This is a genomic window from Moraxella catarrhalis (genome assembly GCF_001632285.1).
Lineage (GTDB): Bacteria > Pseudomonadota > Gammaproteobacteria > Pseudomonadales > Moraxellaceae > Moraxella > Moraxella catarrhalis.
Genome location: NZ_LWAH01000016.1, coordinates 99,300 through 120,908, shown reverse-complemented (window position 1 = coordinate 120,908; position 21,609 = coordinate 99,300). Strand labels below are relative to the sequence as shown.

Here is a 21,609-nt window from a genome sequence, read left to right as displayed (position 1 = left end):
CATGTTGCCATGATTGCTTGTCGCTATTGTACCTAGAAATTATATTTTTGGCTAGGTTTAAAATAACTGGAAAAGCAACTTAAAGTTAAGTAAAATAAATTCCCATTGTTCAATGTTTCATCTTCAACCCATTTTCTAAGCTTATTATCATGAATACAGCCAAGCGGTACCGATTATCTGTCGTGATGATTGTCAAAAACGAAGCTGACAATCTTAAGGTTTCTTTGCCTGCCATTGCCGATTGGGTAGATGAAATCATCATTTTAGACAGTGGCAGCACCGATGATGGTCAAAAAATTGCCCAAAGTCATGGGGCAAAATGGCATGTCAATACCGATTGGCAAGGCTTTGGCAGGCAGCGACAGCTTGCCCAAGCTTATGCCACAGGCGACTGGATTTTGGCATTGGACGCTGATGAAGTGGTGACACCACAGCTCAAAAACAGCATTTTGAAGGTCATCAAAAACCCCCCTACCGATACGGTTTATGGCATCAAACGGCTTGATTTTGTCTTTGGGCATCAAATTGATAATGCCTTATGGGGGGTTAAGGCCCATTGGCGACTGTATCCCAAAAAGTTTCAATATGACAACAACCTAGTGCATGAATCTGTGATATTAAATGACGCAACAACCAAAAAATTAAGTGGTTTTTTACACCACCACACCGCCCCCACGCCACTGTTTTGGCTAAATAAACGCTTAGATTATGCCAAAGCATGGGCAGATGACAGGCACGCTCAAGGCAAAAAGGGCAAGTTTTATAAAGTTGTGGTTAATCCTTTATGGGCATTTATTAAACAATACCTACTTGACGGTCGATTCTTACAAGGTCGTTATGGGCTGATTTATTCATTATTTTTTACCCAATATACATTTAATAAATATGCCTGTCTGTATGATTTAACCCACAACCAAGCCGAACACGCTTTTTTACATTCGGTGGCGATGGCACAAAACTTAAAACCCATTAATGTCTCACAAAAAAAATCCACGCTGTCATTGGTGATGATTTGTAAAAACGAAAGTAAACATCTAAAAGCATGTCTAGAGACGGTGCATGATATCGTTGATGAAATCATTGTGTTAGACAGTGGCAGTACTGATAACACTCGCCAAATCGCCAAAAGTTATGGGGCAAAATGGCATGTCAATACCGATTGGCAAGGTTTTGGCAAACAGCGACAGCTTGCCCAAGCTTATGCCACAGGCGATTATGTGCTTGCGCTTGATGCGGATGAACGCCTTGACCAACCCTTGCGACAAGCCATTACCGATGTACTCAAAAATCCTGTGCAAACCGATAAAGTATTTAGTGTGGCACGAGTTAATACCTTTTGTGGCATTGAGATACAACCACGCTGGTGGTATGCCGACAAACTATCACGACTTTATGCACGCCAACATTTTCAATATTCTGATTTAAAAGTCCACGAATCACTCAATCAATATGGCAAGCCAAGCATGGTATTAGATGGTTATCTTAAACATTTAACCAACGACAATTTGCATCATTTTTTATTAAAAAATATCCGATATAGTTACGATTGGGCAAAAGATAAATTCACCCACAACAAAAACACATCACTCATCGCTGGTTTTTTTCGGGCGGTATTTTCTTTTATCCGAGAGTATGTCATTCGTGGCGACTTATTGGGTGGTGCTTATGGCTATATTCTTGCCATGGCATCGATGGGCTATACCCTAGATAAATATATCATACTATGGTGGTTAAACAATAAGGAGAAACCATGATACAAAATTTTGTCATCAGCATAAAAACTGCCACAAAAAGAAGAGAACATATTATGTGTGAATTTGGCAAACAAGGCATTGCCTTTGAGTTTTTTGATGCAGTAACACCCACTGATATTAGCAAGTATGCCCAAAAGCTTTCAATCCCAATCATCAACAACCAAAGACTCACCGATGGCGAAAAAGCCTGCTTTTTAAGCCATGTAGCACTATGGCAACAGATGATTGATGAAAACTTGGATTATATGGCAATTTTTGAGGACGATGTCTATTTGGGGAATGATGCAGCTTGTTTTATTAAAAATGATTGGCTATATTTTGAGTTTGATATTATAAAACTTGAAACTCAGCATGAATTGGTTCATATTGGCAAAAGTATCCATCACCATGGTAACAGAACGCTCAACCCTCTAAAAAGCACCCATGTCGGCACCGCTGGCTATATTATCAGCCAGTCAGGTGCTAAGCGGCTACTAGAATTTATTAAAAGTATTGATGAATATGAATATTATGCCATTGACCATGTCATGTTTGGTGCTTATCTCTCTAAGGGCAAAGTACTACAGTTATGCCCTGCACTGTGCCAGCAGTCAGACAGTCAGATAAAAAATCTAGAAAGTCAGTTGGAGCAGGATAGAAAAAATCACCAGTATATTTATCATGCCAACGAATCGCTATACACCAAACTCAACAAGATAGTCAAACGCTTTTATAGAAGTTTTGGAAAACGATTTTTTTATATTACTGTCGCATTTCGCTGATTAATTAATGACCATAAAATTTTATTCATCTGACATTTTTTGACGAGCTTTAATATTTGATTTTGAAATGGGTCGTGATGGGTTTAGGCTCTCACCTGCCAAAACTTTTTCATAACAGTCTAAATAAGCGTTTGACATAGACAAATGACTAAAATGTCTCTTAGCATGTTCATGGCACGCAAGGCGGTCAAATTGTGCCACATCTTTAAGGGCTTCACTTAAAACCGCATAACTGTCTGACAAAAGCCCCACTTCTTGGGTAACAACATCAGGCATTGCCCCAAAAGGTGTGGCAAATACAGGGCAGCCCAAATATAGGCTTTCAATGACTGCAAGCCCAAAAGGCTCATGCCACAACACAGGAAAGATTAACGCTTGTGAGTTGGCAATTAGCTCATTTTTCTTTACTCCGCCAACCATTCCATGAAAATGCAACCGTGAAGATAAATAACAATAGGGATTGCGACGGATATTAAAGCGATTGCCCCCCAAAATATGCAATGGTTTGTTTGCTTTTTTTGCAATGCGTACAGCACCTTGTAAGTTCTTAATACGCCAAGATGCTTTGGCTAAAAAATGGCAGTAATCTTTTGGCTTAAAATTTGGCTCGCCATAATCAGGCCAGTATAATCCATTATGCACATAACAAGTTGCGTGATTATTTTCGGCATGTTTAGAAGACAGATAAATGGTGTTGATTGGAAACTCTTTTTCAACTTCACTGTTACTGTGCTCTGTGCAAACAAAAGGTTTATGTAACTCACCTTCATAAGGAAAGTGAAAATGTACCATATCCGCCCAGTCATCAATTTGCTCATGTAATGGCTTTGACTCATCAAAAACCTGCACATAAGGTGCATGATTGGCATTGGCTTTGAGTAAAAAACGCACCTGATGCCCCAAGGCAGTTTGCCCTTGATACAATGCCCATAATACTCTTTCTGTACCGCCATAATCATTCGGTGGTATCGGCAATGAAGTTAATAATACATGTAAAATTTTCATGGTCAAGCCACCAAATGAAATTGGGTGGGTAGATTCTGTGTTACGCTTGGTTCTTGGTCATGTAGCGACTCACCATTGAGTACTTTATCATAATAGTGAAGATAATTTTGACTCATGACCAAATGATTAAAGTTATCTTGAGCGTATTCATGGCAATGCTTACGATTAAATATGGCGATGTTTTTGATTGCCTCTACCATCTCTGATTTGCTTTGGGTGCTAATGCCCACCTCTGGGATAATCAGCTCTGGCAATGAACCACACCGACTGCCAATGACAGGACAGCCCAAATATAAGCTTTCAATCATCGCAAGCCCAAACGCTTCATAATTAAGTACTGGAAAAAGCAATGCACTTGAATTTTTAATGACCTCATTTTTTTTATCCCCACCAAGCATACCATAAAATGTCAAATCAGCCCCTTGGTAATAATAAGGTTGATACTTGCCTGCTTTATATTTTAAAGAGTAGCGTTTACTGCCGATAACATGTAACGGTCTGCCTGCTTGACGGGCGATGGTAACACTATCTTTGAGATTTTTATCTTTATACTTCGCATTTGCCAAAAAATGTACATAATTTTTTGGCATATTTAAATTCGGCTGACCATAATCTGCCCAATACAGCCCATTATGAACATACGCTTGCCCACCACTTCTCTGGGCGTGTAATTTTCCCAAAAAAATGGTATTTTTAGGAAAGCTAGCAGGTGTGATTTGTTGATTGTGTGTGGTGCAGACAAAAGGTGTCGTAATCTCACCACGATATAAAAAATGAAAATGAATGATGTCCGCCCAACCTTCCACCTGTTTTTCAAGGCTAATATTAGGATTAAACACCAAAGCATCAGGGTGCTTATTGTCATGCTTGGTTAAAAATTTAACTTCATGCCCCAAGGCAGTTTGCCCTTGATACAATGCCCATAATACTCTTTCTGTGCCGCCATATTTGGTCGGTGGAATGGGCATGCGAGTGAGTAAAACATGTAATATTTTCATAAATGAGCAGTGCAATAAGCCTAAAATTGACAAATGATAATTTACATCATATATTAACAGAAATTTTTTAAAAAACAATTCAATCATCTTGCAAACCATCATCACTTGGCTTTAAATAATAGCTCAACATTCAGTACAAAAACAGGTATATTATTATGTCTTATCCCAACCAAAATTTACCGATAATTCATGCATTATGGATTGGTGATACACTCGGAAAACTCTCCGCTGCTTGTTTGTCTTCTTTTGTTCAACAAGGGCATCGGGTATGTTTACATGCCTACACACCCATCAGTGATGTGCCATCTGGTATTGATATATGCGATGCTAACTTAATTATTCCCAAAGAAAAAATCATCAAGCATAAAGCCACAGGCAGTTATGCGTTATTTTCTGATATTTTTCGTTATGAGCTATTAAATAAGACAAATCATGGCATCTATGTTGATTGTGATGTGTATTGCTTAAAACCCATAACCATGCCCAATCATGGTTATCTTTTAGGATATGAAGATGATACTAAAATCAACGGAGCAATATTGGCCCTGCCCAAAGAAAGTGAGTTATTACATGCCTTATTAAAATCAGCTTACGACCCCTATTTTGTACCACCATGGTATAAATCTAGAAAACAAAAAATACTTAAAATACGCAAACAATTTGGATTTTCAAGACATGTTGCAAACATGCCATGGGGTGTGATTGGGCCTGATGCCATCACATACTATGCCCAGCACTATCAGATAGCTCATTTTGCCCAAAGTATTGATGTTTTTTATCCCATCCATCATCACTGTATTGGGCATCTATTAAATTCTCGTTTATCTATCAAAGATATTATCACGCCTGACACATTGTGTATTCATCTGTATCAAGAAAGACTAAGGCACCTTGACTTATCTTGCCTGCCCCAAAATTGCATTTTAGATAAGATCATCAATTCACACTAAAACAGACCAAATAACCGTCAAGACCTTAAACAAATAGTTAATCTTAAAAATACGCTTAAATTATCATTCATGATTTAAGCGTCAATCGTCTAATTTGTACAATTAGGTACAGTCACCTAATCATATCTATCAATCAATTTGCAGATAAAATTAGCCATTATACCTAAAAATATCCACTTATGATAAAATACCCCAATCAATATGTACCGATAATAAAAAGCCAAGTTAAAACGGTCAATAAATTTAACCAGTGTTTGGTAGATTTTAGTGGGTCAAAATTAGCCATCAGCTTGACCAATCCTACCCATTGATATTAGTATTTAAATTTATAATATTTAATTTATCTTATAAATCCAATTTGGAAAGCCAATGCTACACAACCTTACCTTTGGTCTGTTTTCTAAAAAAGACACCGCAAGTTTTATGCAACTGATGGTTTATGTTAAACCTTATAAAATGCGTATCGTGTTTGCTTTACTTGCTATTATTGGAGTAGCATTCACAGAAAGCTATTTAGCAGCATTCATTGCACCACTTGTCAACCAAGGTTTTGTTTTACCTGACGGTACAGATATGCCCATGCTGATTGGCGATGGTATATTAGAAAAGCTTAAGTATTATGTAGATAGTTTTCAGCATGCCATTTGGGGTACCAAGCATAAAATTTGGGTTGTTCCGCTATTTTTTATGGGTTTGGTCATTTTTCGTGGTATATGTCGTTTTATCAGTGCTTATCTGATGGCATGGGTAGCCACGACTGCGATTGGTCATCTGCGACAAGATATGTTTGATAAAATGTTGTTATTGCCATCAGAGCAGTACCAAAGTATGTCATCGGGCGAAATGTTGATGAACATGGTACAAATGGTAGAAAATTCTATCAATCATGCCAGCGGTGTTTTTATTGTTTTAACACGAGATACCTTAATTGTCATTGGGCTGGTTTGTGTACTGTTTTATTTAAACTGGCAACTTGCCTTACTGATCATGGTCATGTTTCCAATTTTATCGGGGTTATCACGCTATTACCGTAATCGCCTAAAAGGTGTCATTAATAATGCCCAAAAAAGTATTGGTTCTTTAAATACCGTGATTAACGAAACCCATCAAGGTCATCGAGTCATTAAGCTGTTTGGCGGGCAAAAACACTCAGCCAATAAATTTAATCAAGTCAATACGCTCATCGTTCGACTTGGCAAAAAAATCAGTCAAGCAGATGCTGCACGCTCTCCCATCAGTGAAGTTGTTGGCTCAACCGCTTTGGCGGTGGTGATATTTTTTGCCTTGTGGCAAAGCCAGCAAGGCATGACAACCATTGGCGAATTCATGGCGTTTATTGTGGCAATGATGCAAATGTTTGGTCCTATTAAAAATCTTGCTAATATTAGCATACCGATGCAGACGATGTTTTTGGCAGCCGATTCGGTGTGTGCTTTTTTGGATACCAAATCCGAGACCGATCAAGGTACAACCAAGCTTGGCAATGTCCAAGGTTATATTCATTTTAATCATATCAGCGTACAGTATGGTAATGAAACAACCAAAGCTTTGGATGATTTTAATCTTGATATCCGCCCTGGCGAAAAAATCGCTTTTGTTGGGCGATCAGGCTCTGGTAAGACAACTGCCATCAATCTGCTACCACGCTTTATCAATCCTGTTGCTGGTGAGATTTTGTTGGATAATATTAATATTCAAGAGGTTGATCTTGCCAATCTAAGAAGTCAGTTTGCCTTAGTCTCTCAAGAGATTTTTTTGTTTGATGATACTTTATTTGAAAATGTGCGTTATTCACGCCCAGCTGCGACCGAAATGGAAGTGATGGCAGCTTTGCAGGCCGCCAATCTCAGCGAACTGGTTCATAAACACCCCAAAGGCATACATCAACCGATCGGTACTAATGGCAGTCTTTTATCAGGAGGTCAGCGTCAGCGGGTATCTATTGCACGCGCCATCTTAAAGGATGCACCAATTTTGCTACTAGATGAGGCAACCAGTGCTCTTGATAATGAGTCTGAGCGTCTTGTACAGCAAGCACTTGAGCGTCTCATGACAGGACGCACCAGCATTATTGTAGCACACCGCTTAAGCACCATCGAACAAGCTGACCGTATCATCGTCATGGACGGTGGAAAAATCATCGAAGAAGGCTCACATACGGAGCTTTTGGCAAAAGGTGGATATTATGCCATGTTGCACAATACCTCAAATGCGATTTGTGGTCAATCGATTTGACGCATGCTTATTGTATGATTATCCTTGATTAATTATCTCTGCTCAAAAGAAATATTAGTATGCTAATCAATCAGTTGGATAAAAAGCACATGGCAAACTACAAGCTTGCCATGTGCTTTTTTTAATAGTATGGTTGGTATCATCATATGATGATGTTTCATGCTATTATAAAATTACAATTTGGTAACTTCTTCAGCCTGTAGACCTTTATCGCCAGTTGTTACGACAAATTCTACCGCTTGACCTTCTTTTAGTGAGCGATAGCCTTCCCCTTGAATTGCACGAAAATGCACAAAAACATCTTCGCCAGTCTCACGCTGAATAAACCCAAACCCTTTGGCGTCATTAAACCACTTTACAACACCTTGTTCTTTAGACATAACAATTTTCCTTAAATGCTCAACAAACTGAGCTACTTCATTACCAAAAGAGGCTGATGGTTTCATCATATCATCAGCCTACCAAAAATCATGATTGATTTTGAAATTTCATCTTAACATTATTTTCATCAAGAACAAAGGCTTAATACAATAAAATTTTATAAATAGTGAACATTTATTTTTAAAATGATTAATTGTGTTAACTCAAAATCTTGTATTTAAACCATTTGCCAAAATTGCTTAAATTGGCTACAATAATTTTTTGGCAAATGCAGTTAACTTTATGACCATTCAAACCACCAAAAAAGTCGCTTTGATTAATGGACCTAATTTACATCTTTTGGGTATCCGAGAACCTGAAATTTATGGCTCAGTTACTCTGACAGATATCACCAATCGCTTAACATCTCAAGCGATATCACATGGAATTGAGCTAATCGCTTATCAATCAAATCACGAAGGTGCGATTGTCGATTTCATCGGTGAGTATGGGCTTTTATCATCCGATCCTATTGACGGTGTTATTATTAACCCTGGGGCTTATACACATACTTCTGTGGCGATTCGTGACGCTTTATCAGCCATGGATAAGCCATTTATCGAGGTGCATTTATCAAATATTCACTCACGTGAACCTTTTCGTAGTCACTCTTATTTGTCTGATAAAGCAGTTGGTGTTATCTGCGGTTTAGGTGACATGGGTTATACGATGGCAATGGACTGGTTTATCAAGCATCTTAACTAGCTATTTGGTAAAATTTATGTTCAGGGTACTGATAAATTAACAGCCTAATGTAAAAATCAGGCTGTTAATGATCATACCAATTATACCAATGGGTTGATTATAGGGATTTTATACGGCTTATCTTTTTGATCTGTCTTCTGACACTCATCAGAATTATCGCCTTCTTGCTGAAATTTTGGATTAAAGCTTTGAACCAAAGGATTGATTGGCAGGCCCATTTTATCAAGCTCATCAGTCACACCTGATTGGATATTATCGCCCTCAAATAAACGCTCATCATCATTACGATCAAGCGTTAAATGCTCAAAATCAAATAAATTTCGGTCAGCAAGCTGGCTTGGTGCAACATTTTGCAAGGCTTTAAACATGCTTGCCAAACGCTTGGGGTGAGCATTATCCCACTCACGCAACATATCATTAATCATGGCACGCTGTAGATTTTCTTGTGAGCCACACAAATTACAAGGAATAATGGGGAATTTTTTATAATTGGCATATCTAATAATATCTTTTTCGGCAACATACGCCAGTGGGCGAATGAGTATATTTTGCTTATCATCTGATAGCAGTTTGGGCGGCATGGCTTTTAAACTACCCCCATGAAATAAGTTTAAGAAAAAAGTTGCCAAAATGTCATCACGATGATGACCAAGTGCCACTTTGGTTGCACCAATTTGCTTGGCAAACCCATAAAGTGAACCACGGCGTAGGCGTGAGCAAGCTGAACAATAAGTTTTGCCCTCTGGTACAACAGATTTGACGATACTGTAAGTATCTTTTTCTAGAATATAATAAGGAATGCCTTGCTCTGACAAGTAGCGTGGTAATACTTCTTCGGGGAATCCGGGTTGTTTTTGGTCAAGATTGACCGCCACTACCTCAAAATGAATCGGTGCAATGCGTTTTAAGAATAACAAAATATCCAGCAAAGTGAAGCTGTCTTTACCGCCAGAAATGCACACCATGACAACATCGCCATCTTCAATCATCTTAAAATCACGAATTGCCCAAGAAACCTCTTTTCTTAGCTTTTTTTGTAATTTTTTAAATCGACCAGATGTGATACCATCATCAAGCTCATGAGGCTCATCATCTGGCGGTAATCCATCATCGCCATCTTCTGTCATATGAACGGATTTACCCAAAAGAACATCGGCAATATGTTGCTCGTCGGTGGTTTTTGCTTGAGAATGCTCAATGTGTGAATTTGTCATAATCTACTCTGTTTTAGCTTTTTTCTTAATTGTATATCGTTTTTCGCCTTGCAGATTGGCTTCGGCAAGTTTATCAGTCAAACGCTTGGCTAAATTTTCATCTGCTGATTTTGGATTGACATAAACTCGTTTTATGTTTGGTTGATTTGGCGTATGTTCGCTATGATTTGAACGGCGAGCGTTAGGCGTCGCTCGTTTTGCGGATTTATCAAAATGACCAAAGCGGTCAGTGTGCGATTTTTTGCCATCTTTGCCAAACTTTTGATGAGGTTTTTTATCGGTGCTTTGATTGCGTGTTTTAGTAAAACGCTTGGGCTGATCATGGTTTTTGGGCATGTGATGCTGTGCATTTTGATCCATGGTCTTATTGGTGATAACGGTCATAGATTTGACTGCATTTTTATGGCGAATCTCATAACTGCGATGGATGGGTTTTTTTAGATCAAAATCAAAACCAATGGTTTCATGCGTGATATCTTTGACATCATATCGTGCCATCAAACTTTCGTCAAATTCAAAACGGGTGTAATTATTGCTAAAGTATAAAACACCGTCTGAAGTTAAGCGATTCATCGCACGATTGATTAATGCCACATGATCTCTTTGGACATCAAATGTCCCTTTAAATTTTTTGGAATTAGAAAAAGTTGGCGGATCAATAAAGATAACTTCATATTGCTCGGTATGGTGTTTAATCCATTCAAAAACATCGTGTGCGATGAATTGATACCTCTCACCATCATCATAAAAAGCATCAAGCACCAGACCATTTAAGGCAAAATTTTGTTTTCCCCAATCCAAATAATTGGCAGACAGATCCACACTGGTTACCGATTTTGCACCTGCCAAAGCTGCATGAACAGAAGCCGTACAGGTGTATGAAAATAAATTTAACACTCGCTTGGCACGGCTGGCATCACCGATTTTGGCACGCATATGGCGGTGGTCAATAAATAGTCCTGTGTCCAAATAATCAGTGAAATTAACATAAAAATAAGCACCAAGCTCACGCACCACCCACATTTTTTTGCGTTTGGTGGCGTTATCATTTTTGGTATATTGCTCATTACCCGACTGCTTGGCACGCGTCTTGATAAAAATGGCTTCACGAGATACGCCAAAAACTTCTCGAACAGCTTGCAGAACAAGATTAAAGCGAGTTTTGGCGACATCAGCGGGAATTTGTTTGGGTGGTGCGTATTCTTGTACATGAATTTTATCGCCATAGACATCAATCGCAACATTAAAATTTGGTAGGTCAGCGTCATAGACACGCAGGTTGGTCACGCCTATTTTGGTCGCTTGTCTTTTAAGATTAGATAAATTTTTTTGTAAGCGATTAATAAAATCTTGAGCATCTGGATGGATAATCTCTTGTTTTTGCCACTCAAAAATTAGGGCAGATGGCTCAGACAAGCTCAGCTCACCATGGCGAAAATACACCGTCAAAGCACCATTATGGCAACGCAAAGTCTGAGGACTTATAATTGGTAAAGTATCTGCATGCTCAACATGACTTGCCAAGACCGCTATCGTGGCATCAATCGCTTGTCCTGTATTGGCAGAAACTGACCGCATGGCAGCGGCAATATGCAATCCAAGCCCATGATATAAAGGTTTAATAAAGTCGGTATCCCCCAATCGCTCTCCATAGGGTGGATTGGTGATGATTAAAGGCTTTGAGCAAGTCAAAGTGGATAAAAGCTTAGGCAGCCGATATAAAGCACGCTGGGCCAAGGTGACTTGATCTAATATGGGGCTAAGCCCTGCCGCTATCAGATTTTTATGGCAAGCCTGTACCACATAAGCATCGGCATCGCAGGCAATCACTGTCAAAGGATTGTTTTGCAGATGTGATAAACACGCATGAAATCGCTGTGTGGCATCGGACACCATCTCATCCCACAGTTTATCATCATGATGCTGCCAGCAATAAAATCCAAATTCATCAGCTGCCTTTTCAAGCCCAACAGGATAATCCGCACGCATCAGTAATGCTTCGGTGATGAATGTGCCTGAGCCACACATCGGATCGATGATGGCATCATGAATGCCTTGATGCCAACCGCATTCATACAACAGTGCCGCTGCCAAATTTTCTTTGAGTGGCGCTGCGGTATTAGCAACACGGTAGCCTCTGCGATGTAAACTGACACCCGATAAATCCAAAAAAATTTCGGCAAATTTATGGTTGGCTGTCGCAAAAATCTGAAAATCAGGCTGCTTGGCATCAACATCAGGCCGTGCACCAAAAGCACGATTAAAGGTATCTGCAATGGCATCTTTAATGCGTAAAGTGGCAAATTGTTGATTGACCGATAGGCGTTTGTCAGTCGAAAGACGAATCGCAAAACGATGTTCAAGCCCAAATAAATTTATCCAATCAATACGACTGGCAAATTGATATAATGCCTCAGGCACATCCTCATCCAATACTTCAACAGGTTGGTTGGTTGTAGCTTGCGATAATTTCTGTTTAAAATGATATTCGCCAAGCGGCAATAAAACACGGCTGGCCACTCGGCTATATAGGCAAATGTGATAAAATTTTGCCAAATCCACAATGACTGCCACACGCCCTGCACGCAGCACATCGCTTGATAAGCCAAAACTGTTCAGTTCGATTTGCAAGGCAGCCTCAAGACCATCGGCACAAGTCACAATGACTGTAAACTCATTGACATCAAAGTTTTTAAGATCGGCAAAATAAGAAGGTCTGTGCTGAGTCATAAAAGTCCAAATTTTGGTTTGAAATAACAGAGTATTATAGCATAAACCATGATAGCAATTTAAAAAATATGAACCGCCCATGTTCTTAGGCGATTCATATTTTTAGATGTTTTTTGGATATTTAAATTTTTTGTTCATCATCTTCAAATTTAAACCGCTGTGCTTGATCACCGTCTGCAGTCATGATCAGCTTCATATAAGGAAATGGCACTTCAATGCCTGATTCATCAAGCGCTCGCTTGATTTTTTCATTGATATTTTCTTTAATGATTGGAATTCTAGCGACCGAAAGTGGTGCTACCCAAAAACGCACAATCAAATAAATACCAGACTCACCAATTTCTGATACTGTCGCAAGTGGTGCAGGATGCTTTAAGACCACTTCATCTTTTTGTAGTGTTTTCATAATCACACTTCTGGCTGCTGTGATGTCTGCGTGTAATCCGATGCGAGTTTTAACATCAAAGCGAATCATTTTTTTGGAAGTTAAATTAACGACCTCGGATGAGGCAACCGTTGAATTTGGAATGATAATAATGATATTATCACGGTCAAGAATTTGGGTAGCTCGCAAGGAGATTTTAACCACACGACCTTCTTTTTCACCCAAGCGAATCCAATCACCAACTTGAAACGACTGTTCAACCAAAATCACGACACCAGCGATAAAATTAGCAAGGGTGCTTTGAGATGCCCAGCCAACCGCAAGACCAGCAATACCCAAACCTGCCACGATGGAAAATATATCAAAGCCAAATTTTGCCATGACTGTGGCAAAAGCAAGTGCCAGTATCATGACCAGTAACAGGTTTTTTAAAAGCTGTTCAATGGAAGCATTCAAATCATAATGCTTTAGTACACTGCTGACCATTTGACCACTCAACGCCCAAAGCACATAATAAAAACCCGCCCATGTTGCTGCTTTGGCTGTGGCTGTGACAGTTTTATCAGTGATGCCAATTTGTGACATGACCGCAAGCAAGCTGGTCATAAACCATAAATATCGCAAAGTCGCACGAGCGATACGCGTATAGCGATAAGGCAGACCAAATAATTTTCGTACAGTTTTAACGGTATAAACCAAAAACCAATAGATAAATCCCACCAGCAGAAGCAAAATGATGATTTTAATGCCGCTACTTAATATCGATAAGCCGATGTGTGCTAAGGTTAGCTTTTGATCATCCAACGATCCGCCAAACAGTTGGTAGATATTTTGGTATAGCTCTTTTAAAATTCTTTCAAAAAATTCAGCGATTTTTGGTGTCGTCATGACGAATATCGTACGGCTTATGAATAAAGTTAAATACAATAAAATACAATCAAGCAGGAAAAATAAGCACAAAACCCTTAAGGTAACATACCTCAAGGGTGTGAAATTAGATGAATTTATGCGTAATCGTCTGCTGGTTGGTTATTTTTATCTGCCAAAAAGAACCAAGTATCAAGCACTGAATCTGGATTTAAAGAAACCGAGTCAATACCTTGCTCCATCAGCCAATAGGCCAAATCGGCATGGTCTGAGGGGCCTTGACCGCAGATACCCACATATTTACCAGCCTTATTGCAGGCATCAATCGCTAGGCTTAGCATTTTTTTGACAGCAGGATCACGCTCATCAAATAAATGCGACACAATACCAGAATCACGATCAAGACCTAATGTCAGCTGAGTTAAATCATTTGATCCAATTGAAAAGCCATCAAAATATTTTAAAAATTCATCGGCAAGCACTGCATTGGTTGGCAACTCACACATCATGATAATTTCAAGCTCATTATCGCCACGCTTTAAGCCATTTTTTTCAAGTAGTTCAATCACTTGCTTGGCTTCGCCTGTCGTGCGTACAAATGGAATCATAATTTTAACATTGGTCAAGCCCATGTCATCACGCACATATTTTAACGCACGGCATTCAAGTTCAAAGCAGTCACGGAAATTGTCTGACACATAACGGCTTGCCCCACGAAAACCAAGCATTGGGTTTTCTTCTGAAGGTTCATACAGCTTACCACCAATTAAATTGGCATACTCATTTGACTTAAAGTCACTCATACGCACAATCACAGGCTTATCACGGAATGCTACCGCCAAAGTTGAGATGCCTTCAATCAATTTATTGATATAAAATTCCACAGGAGAATTATAGCCTGCCATCCGTTCTTGAACGGCTTGCACGGTTTCTTGTGGTAGCGTATCAAGGTTTAATAAAGCTTTTGGATGTACGCCAATCATACGATTGATGATGAATTCAAGTCGAGCCAAACCCACGCCTTGGTTGGGAATCTGTGCAAAGCCAAAGGCACGGTCGGGGTTACCCACATTCATCATAATCTTAAAGGCAAGTTCGGGCATGGTGCTGATTGAATTACGCTGAACTTCATAATCCAAAATGCCTTCATAAATAAAGCCAGTATCGCCCTCTGCACAAGAAACTGTCACCTCATGACCATCAACCAAAACTTCGGTTGCATTGCCTGAACCAACAATCGCAGGCACGCCCAATTCTCGTGCGATAATGGCAGCATGGCAAGTGCGTCCGCCACGGTTGGTGATAATCGCACTGGCACGCTTCATCACAGGTTCCCAGTCAGGGTCTGTCATATCAGAGACCAACACATCGCCATCTTGCACTTTGCTCATTTCAGTTAAGTTGGTCACGATGCGTACTTTACCACTGCCGACACGCTGACCAATTGAACGCCCTTCTGTCAAGACTTTAGCACCTTTTGAGTTGATGACATAGCGTTCCATGTGGTTTTTGTCTTGACGAGATTTAACTGTCTCAGGACGAGCTTGTACGATAAAGATTTCACCACTATCGCCATCTTTTGCCCATTCAATATCCATCGGACAACCGTAATGTTTTTCAATAATCATGGCTTGTTTGGCAAGGCGGGTTAGCTCTTCACTGCTTAAAGCAAATTGATTGCGTTCAGCTTTATCAACATCGACAATTTTGGTCGATTTGGTGGTACTGCCTTCATCGCCATAAATCATTTTCTTTTGTTTAGAACCCAAATTACGGCGTATAACTGCAGGGCGATTTTGTTCAAGCAATACTTTTGATAAATAAAATTCATCCGGATTGACCGCCCCTTGGACGACCATCTCGCCTAAGCCATAGCTTGCTGTGATAAACACCACTTCATTAAAGCCTGACTCGGTGTCAAGCGTAAACATGACGCCAGAAGTACCCGTTTCTGAACGCACCATACGCTGAATGCCTGCGGACAACGCCACGCCTGCATGCTCAAAGCCTTTATGCACACGATAGGCAATCGCACGATCATTATAAAGACTGGCAAAGACCTCTTTGATGGCGATAAGCACATTATCAATACCACGAATGTTCAAAAAGGTTTCTTGTTGACCTGCAAAAGAGGCGTCGGGCAAATCCTCAGCCGTGGCTGACGAGCGTACAGCAACGGCGATATCTTCACCTTTGGATAATTCTGCAAAAGCGGTACGAATTTCATTTTCTAAATCTTTTGGTAGCTCTTGTTCGATAATCCAGCTACGGATTTTGGCACCTATTTGGGTTAATAAATCCACATCATCGACATCCAAACCCTTAAGTTCGGTATTGATTTTATCAAGCAAGCCTGTTTCATTCAAAAAGCGGTTAAACGCATCTGCCGTGGTTGCAAAACCATTAGGCACATTAACGCCCAAGCCGCCCAAATGGCTAATCATCTCGCCCAATGAGGCATTTTTACCGCCGACAATGTCAACATCATTTTTACCAAGTTGATTAAAGGTAATGACTTGGACTTGCTTGTTCATAGTTAGCTCCGATTGGTGAACAAAAACTTTGGCATGATGTTACCCACGCCTTTGTCAAAGAAATGATACCAAAGATTTTTGGGATATTTTTAGCGATTATAGCGATAAATGTGCCATTTCTCAATCAATTTATCTATTTATTCATAATAAAAATATACCCATCAATGATAAAAATAATGTCTCTAATAATATCTCTAAATGACAGCCACGCTCTTTAAAGTTCATCTGCCCATGGCGTGCAAAATTGCTTTTTTATGTTATAATCAAACACTTATTTTGGTTTAATGATGAAGTACTGACATGTATGTCCACACGCCCACACCTGCTCAACAAGAAAAACAGTCAAATATCCGAAGTGCTTTTTTTATTTCTGATGGGACAGCGATCACCGCTGAAACCTTGGGAAAATCATTGCTAAGTCAGTTTAGCGATGTGGAATTTGACATTCAGGTCATTCCTTATGTTGATACGCCACTTTTAGCGCGTGAAGCCGTTCAACGCATTAATAACGCTTATCAATCCAGCAATCTACGCCCTTTGGTATTTGATACCATTGTCTCGGATGATATTCGTGAAATTATCAATGCTGCCGATGCACACAATTTAGACATCTATGAAGGTTTAATCAATCGTATCGCCACCGAAATCAACCACAAACCCAACCCTCATACTGGCATGGCACATAGCAGAGTTGATTCAGATGATTATAAGGCACGCATTGATGCGGTGCATTTTGCGCTTGATAATGATGACGGTGCTCGTACCAACCATTATGACGGTGCTGATATTATTTTGATTGGTTTATCACGCTCAGGCAAAACACCAACTTCTTTATACTTAGCACTACAATATGGCATCCGTGCCGCCAACTACCCTTTAACTGAAGAAGACTTAGACACCAGTCAATTGCCAAGAGTGCTAAAACCATATCACCATAAACTTTTTGGTTTGACCATTGATACAGAACGCCTAGTACGCATCCGCCAAGAACGCAAAGCTGGTAGTCGCTATGCAAGTTTGGCACAATGTCAAGAAGAACAAAGGGCCATTCAAGCCATTTATAGTCACCAAAAAATCCCCAGTTTGAATGTCTCTGAAATGTCTGTTGAGGAGATTGCCACCCGTATTTTACAAATTACAGGCCTAAAGCGGCGGATTGGTGTTTAAGCATTGGCATAAATTGATGGTTCATCATTTAAGCCAACTGTGTCAAAAGCTTCTGATTATTTGACTTATCGTCTCAATTTAGCTTGATCGCTTAATGGACTTACCACCAAAACGCACTCGCCAGACATTTAGGATCGTTGCAACCAACAAAACCATGATTAAGGATTATTTATGTCAAAAAAACCCAAAACCACCCAAGATACCGACCCAGTCGCCTTGATTGAAACCGCTCCACAAACAAAAAAATCTCAAACTTTTGAGCATGTAGAGAACGATCAAACCCATCCTAGTCTCATCAGTCCTTTAGATGGTCGGCGTGTGGGTTTGGATCGCTCCAATAAAAACAAAATAAAGCACAATTATGAATATGATGCCATCGTCATTGGTGCAGGCCCTGCTGGTGAAGCGGCTGCAATGAAACTTGCTAAGTCTGGGCATCGTGTTGCCGTCATCGATCCGCGTGACCAAGTCGGTGGTAATTGTGCACATGTTGGTACTATTCCAAGTAAGGCACTGCGTCAGTCTGTTTTTAATATTATTAACTTTCGCCGAGATCCTTTGTTTAAACAAAATAAAGATAGCTATCAAGTTCCACTAAGTAAAGTCTTAAGTCGTGCGCGTGAAGTTATCCGTCATCAGGTCAATACGCATAAGCTTTTTTATGAGCGTAACCAAATTCAAGTCATTCATGGTTGGGGCAGTTTTATTGATGCACATACGCTAGAGGTGTACATCAATGATCAGGAGCCTACCAAAACCATTACCTTTAATCAGGCAATCATTGCGGTTGGTTCTCGTCCTTATCGCCCTGAGATTTTAGATTTCGATCATCCACGCGTCTTTGACTCTGATAAAATCCTACAAATGGATTATATTGCCCGCAAAATCATCATCTATGGTGCTGGTGTCATTGGCTGTGAGTATGCCTCTATTTTTACAGGTTTAGGCTATGTGGTTGATTTGATTAATAATAAAGATCAGCTTTTAAGCTACTTAGATAAAGAAATTTCTGATGCACTAAGCCATGACTTCCGTCAATTTGGCGTACGCATTCGTAACCACGAAGAAATCGATCACCTTGAAACGCATGATGACTGCGTGGTATTACATCTAAAAAGCGGTAAAAAAATCAAAGCCGACGCGATCTTATGGTGTAATGGCCGCTCGGGTAATACCGATAGCCTAAACCTAGAAGCGGTTGGGCTTACCGCAAATAGCCGTGGTCAGCTTGAAGTGGACAAAACCTACCGTACCAGCATACCACATATTTATGCTGTGGGCGATGTCATCGGCTGGCCATCATTGGCTTCGGCAGCCTACGACCAAGGGCGTAATGCAGCAGGGTTTATGGTAGGTGATGAAGATGCTGAGTTTGTCAATAGCGTCCCAACTGGCATTTATACCATTCCTGAAATCTCAAGCATTGGTAAAACTGAAGCTGAGCTGACCGCCGAAAAAACACCTTATGAAGTTGGGCAGGCTTTTTTTAAGCACTTGGCACGCTCACAGATTATTGGCGAGCGTTCAGGTGTCTTAAAAATCCTATTTCACCGTGAAACACTTGAGCTTCTTGGTATCCATTGCTATGGTAACCATGCTTCTGAAATTATTCATATTGGGCAGGCAGTCATGAAATGTGGTCATACGCTTGAATATTTTATCAATACCACATTTAATTATCCAACCATGGCAGAGGCCTATCGTGTTGCTGCCTTAAATGGGATGAACCGAATTTTTTAGTTGGCATGTTCCATACCAATTAAACTAAACATTAATCAAACCAAAAATGACTGATGAATACATCAGCTGTTTTTGGTTTTAATCACTTTTTATTTGATTGTGGCTTTGTCTTTATAATCTGATATTTTATAAGATGAATTTAATAAATTAAGTCAAGATGGCTAGATTTTTTGCTGAATAATAATGTCTATTGAAAATATTTTAATAAAACAATTAAAAAAATACAGTTGGATTTTACTGATTTTTGTTTTATCAGAGATGACAGCTTTTGGTCATCAAAAAGAGATATCGAATATCATAAATAACGATACCGCCAATGTATCAACACAACCATCGAAAAATCACTCAAATCAAGCTTGGTTAGATGACCGACAAGAAGTTCATGGAGTCTTTGATCAAAGTTCAACCAAACTGAAGTCCATTCCAAAAAAATACACCCCAAAGCCCGAAAAAATTCATCCTGAAGTTTATAACTCTTTGATCGATATGATTGATAAGGCACAAAAGGATAATATTAAACTTAGCGTCGTATCAGCATTTCGTTCTTATCAAAGACAAAAGCAAATTTGGGAGAATAAATGGGGAAATCGCCCAAATGATGATATTAATCATGCCAAAAATATCCTAAAATGGTCTGCTTTTCCAGGCACCAGTCGCCATCATTGGGGGACTGATGTGGATTTTAATAGTGTGGAAACGGCCTATTGGAAATCAAAAGAAGGTGTAAAGGTTTATAATTGGCTGCAAAATAATGCACCCAAATATGGATTTTGTCAAACTTATGACGATGGTAGACAACATGGATATAATTCTGAACCTTGGCATTGGTCATATATGCCAGTCGCTGATAGGTATCTTGCTCAAATCAGTAATCCTGCGGTTTTAGAGGTTGTATTAAACCAAGGCGTCAAGGGTTCTGAAGCAGTTCGACAATCAGGGGATTTAATGAATTATGTGACCAGTATTAACGCTTGCCAAGTCACATATCCACACAATCAACAGCAAAATATACAAACTCCTCAAGATCTCCCGCCAAATGATACCAATCAGTCAGAGTAACTCTCAGATCCAAATCCGCCAGCACTAACCAAGCCATCCTTAGGATCTGCTCTATATCTCTCATAAGGGTCATAAGATTGCACCAAATACTAAGGATAATCTTTCAGAACCCAAATAATAAGCAAAAAATTAGCTCATATTAAAATTCTTATCAATCTCCCACGGCTTAGGCAGTGGCTTATCCATCAGCATCAAGGTTTCACGCTCAATCATTCTCACCATCATATCAAGCGCCAAATCATGATGGTCAAAGCCAAAAGGCTCTTCTAGTTGCCGTGCCAGCTCGTCTAGCCCAAGCAATAAATAAGAAATAAACCCAACCAATAACGGTGTCCAAAAACCCATGACGGCTTGCAAACCAAACGGCAGAGCCCAACAAAAACAATATACCGCCCGATGCAGTAGTGCTGAGTAAGGAAATGGCAATGGCGTGCTATGAATACGATCGCAGCCCGCTTGGATGCCCCCCATTTCAATCACATGTTTTTGGATTGTCATATAAATGACATCACTCATTTGACCTTGCTGAACTAATTTTATTAATTGTTGCTGCATCGCCTCCAAAACTCGTTGCGGTGCATTGATCTGTTGATCAAGCCAATCCAAATAATGGTCATCAATCTTCGTGTAGCCAAACTGTGATCGCTGAATATTTTGTCCACGCAACCGATCACGAAGTATCGCCACAAATAGTAGCATCTGATACAGTAGTGATTCTCGCTCATTTGGTGCTAAAAAATGGCTATCACGGCTTAGATGACGCGTATTAGCAACCAAAGCACCCCAAAGCTTACGACCCTCCCACCATCGATCATAGCAAGCATTATTACGAAATCCCAAAAAAATAGAGATGATGACACCAAACATCGTAAAGCCAACCGCAGGCACGGTGGCAATATAATACCACTGAAACTGTGCCACAAAACCAGCGATGAAAGACAGTACCATGATACCTAATATCGTTGGCAACACTTTGGGTAGCACTGTGCCACGCCATGCAAATAGTAGTTTGAAACTGTTTGATTTATCTCGGACAATCATAAAATACCCCAAAGTACAAGATGGCAATCAAGTTAAAATAAGGC

Annotated in this window: 16 protein-coding genes; 8 read left to right on the top strand and 8 right to left on the bottom strand. The window is 39.8% G+C overall.

What is annotated here, in order from left to right; genetic code table 11:
* The first annotated feature begins 149 nt into the window (after nucleotides 1-149).
* Nucleotides 150-1,754 carry a glycosyltransferase family 2 protein gene (locus A4U55_RS06940; protein ID WP_049149329.1) on the top strand — a complete coding sequence of 535 codons (1,605 nt, stop codon included), beginning with the start codon at nucleotides 150-152 and terminating at the stop codon, nucleotides 1,752-1,754.
* Nucleotides 1,751-2,515 (top strand): glycosyltransferase family 25 protein, encoded by a 765-nt coding sequence (locus tag A4U55_RS06935; RefSeq protein WP_003657904.1) that lies wholly within the window; start codon nucleotides 1,751-1,753, stop codon nucleotides 2,513-2,515. The genes A4U55_RS06940 and A4U55_RS06935 overlap by 4 nt, the downstream gene beginning before the upstream one ends.
* Nucleotides 2,516-2,536: 21 nt before the next feature.
* On the opposite strand, the gene A4U55_RS06930 is transcribed toward A4U55_RS06935, so the two are convergent.
* Nucleotides 2,537-3,520, bottom strand: a complete 984-nt coding sequence (locus tag A4U55_RS06930) for a glycosyltransferase family 4 protein (RefSeq protein WP_003668253.1) — start codon at nucleotides 3,518-3,520, stop codon at nucleotides 2,537-2,539.
* Nucleotides 3,521-3,522: 2 nt separating this feature from the next.
* Complete coding sequence (locus A4U55_RS06925) at nucleotides 3,523-4,605, bottom strand: glycosyltransferase family 4 protein (protein WP_080534147.1); 1,083 nt, start codon at nucleotides 4,603-4,605, stop codon at nucleotides 3,523-3,525.
* Nucleotides 4,606-4,673: 68 nt separating this feature from the next.
* Here A4U55_RS06925 and A4U55_RS06920 point away from each other — a divergent pair, with 68 nt between their 5' ends.
* Nucleotides 4,674-5,468 carry a glycosyltransferase family 32 protein gene (locus A4U55_RS06920; protein ID WP_063454157.1) on the top strand — a complete coding sequence of 265 codons (795 nt, stop codon included), beginning with the start codon at nucleotides 4,674-4,676 and terminating at the stop codon, nucleotides 5,466-5,468.
* A 369-nt stretch (nucleotides 5,469-5,837) separates the two neighbouring features.
* Complete coding sequence (msbA, locus tag A4U55_RS06915; RefSeq protein WP_063454156.1) at nucleotides 5,838-7,703, top strand: lipid A export permease/ATP-binding protein MsbA; 1,866 nt, start codon at nucleotides 5,838-5,840, stop codon at nucleotides 7,701-7,703.
* A gap of 173 nt (nucleotides 7,704-7,876) precedes the next feature.
* On the opposite strand, the gene A4U55_RS06910 is transcribed toward msbA, so the two are convergent.
* On the bottom strand, nucleotides 7,877-8,083 hold the full coding sequence (locus A4U55_RS06910) for a cold-shock protein (protein WP_003657892.1): 207 nt from the start codon (nucleotides 8,081-8,083) through the stop codon (nucleotides 7,877-7,879).
* Nucleotides 8,084-8,366: 283 nt separating this feature from the next.
* Here A4U55_RS06910 and aroQ point away from each other — a divergent pair, with 283 nt between their 5' ends.
* The gene (aroQ, locus tag A4U55_RS06905) at nucleotides 8,367-8,828 is read left to right on the top strand and encodes a type II 3-dehydroquinate dehydratase (RefSeq protein WP_063454155.1); all 462 of its coding nucleotides are present in this window, start codon (nucleotides 8,367-8,369) and stop codon (nucleotides 8,826-8,828) included.
* An 80-nt stretch (nucleotides 8,829-8,908) separates the two neighbouring features.
* Here the strand turns inward: aroQ and ttcA are convergent, their stop codons facing one another.
* From ttcA to ppsA, 4 genes are all read right to left on the bottom strand, one after another.
* Nucleotides 8,909-10,042 (bottom strand): tRNA 2-thiocytidine(32) synthetase TtcA, encoded by a 1,134-nt coding sequence (gene ttcA, locus A4U55_RS06900; protein ID WP_063454154.1) that lies wholly within the window; start codon nucleotides 10,040-10,042, stop codon nucleotides 8,909-8,911.
* A gap of 3 nt (nucleotides 10,043-10,045) precedes the next feature.
* Nucleotides 10,046-12,853, bottom strand: a complete 2,808-nt coding sequence (gene rlmKL, locus A4U55_RS06895; protein WP_063454153.1) for a bifunctional 23S rRNA (guanine(2069)-N(7))-methyltransferase RlmK/23S rRNA (guanine(2445)-N(2))-methyltransferase RlmL — start codon at nucleotides 12,851-12,853, stop codon at nucleotides 10,046-10,048.
* A gap of 40 nt (nucleotides 12,854-12,893) precedes the next feature.
* Complete coding sequence (locus A4U55_RS06890) at nucleotides 12,894-14,045, bottom strand: mechanosensitive ion channel family protein (protein ID WP_003657885.1); 1,152 nt, start codon at nucleotides 14,043-14,045, stop codon at nucleotides 12,894-12,896.
* Nucleotides 14,046-14,161: 116 nt separating this feature from the next.
* A complete protein-coding gene (ppsA, locus tag A4U55_RS06885; protein ID WP_063454152.1) occupies nucleotides 14,162-16,558 on the bottom strand; it encodes a phosphoenolpyruvate synthase in 2,397 nt (798 codons plus the stop codon).
* Between the two features lie 300 nt (nucleotides 16,559-16,858).
* On the opposite strand from ppsA, the gene ppsR reads away from it, so the two are divergent.
* The 3 genes from ppsR to A4U55_RS06870 all read left to right on the top strand — a co-directional run bounded on the left by ppsR (nucleotide 16,859) and on the right by A4U55_RS06870 (nucleotide 20,524).
* A complete protein-coding gene (ppsR, locus tag A4U55_RS06880; RefSeq protein ID WP_003657882.1) occupies nucleotides 16,859-17,725 on the top strand; it encodes a posphoenolpyruvate synthetase regulatory kinase/phosphorylase PpsR in 867 nt (288 codons plus the stop codon).
* 171 nt (nucleotides 17,726-17,896) lie between these two features.
* Nucleotides 17,897-19,465 carry a Si-specific NAD(P)(+) transhydrogenase gene (sthA, locus tag A4U55_RS06875; protein ID WP_003671239.1) on the top strand — a complete coding sequence of 523 codons (1,569 nt, stop codon included), beginning with the start codon at nucleotides 17,897-17,899 and terminating at the stop codon, nucleotides 19,463-19,465.
* A 183-nt stretch (nucleotides 19,466-19,648) separates the two neighbouring features.
* On the top strand, nucleotides 19,649-20,524 hold the full coding sequence (locus A4U55_RS06870) for a M15 family metallopeptidase (protein ID WP_003657876.1): 876 nt from the start codon (nucleotides 19,649-19,651) through the stop codon (nucleotides 20,522-20,524).
* Between the two features lie 129 nt (nucleotides 20,525-20,653).
* On the opposite strand, the gene A4U55_RS06865 is transcribed toward A4U55_RS06870, so the two are convergent.
* Nucleotides 20,654-21,565 carry a bestrophin family protein gene (locus tag A4U55_RS06865; RefSeq protein ID WP_003657873.1) on the bottom strand — a complete coding sequence of 304 codons (912 nt, stop codon included), beginning with the start codon at nucleotides 21,563-21,565 and terminating at the stop codon, nucleotides 20,654-20,656.
* Between the last annotated feature and the right edge of the window lie 44 nt (nucleotides 21,566-21,609).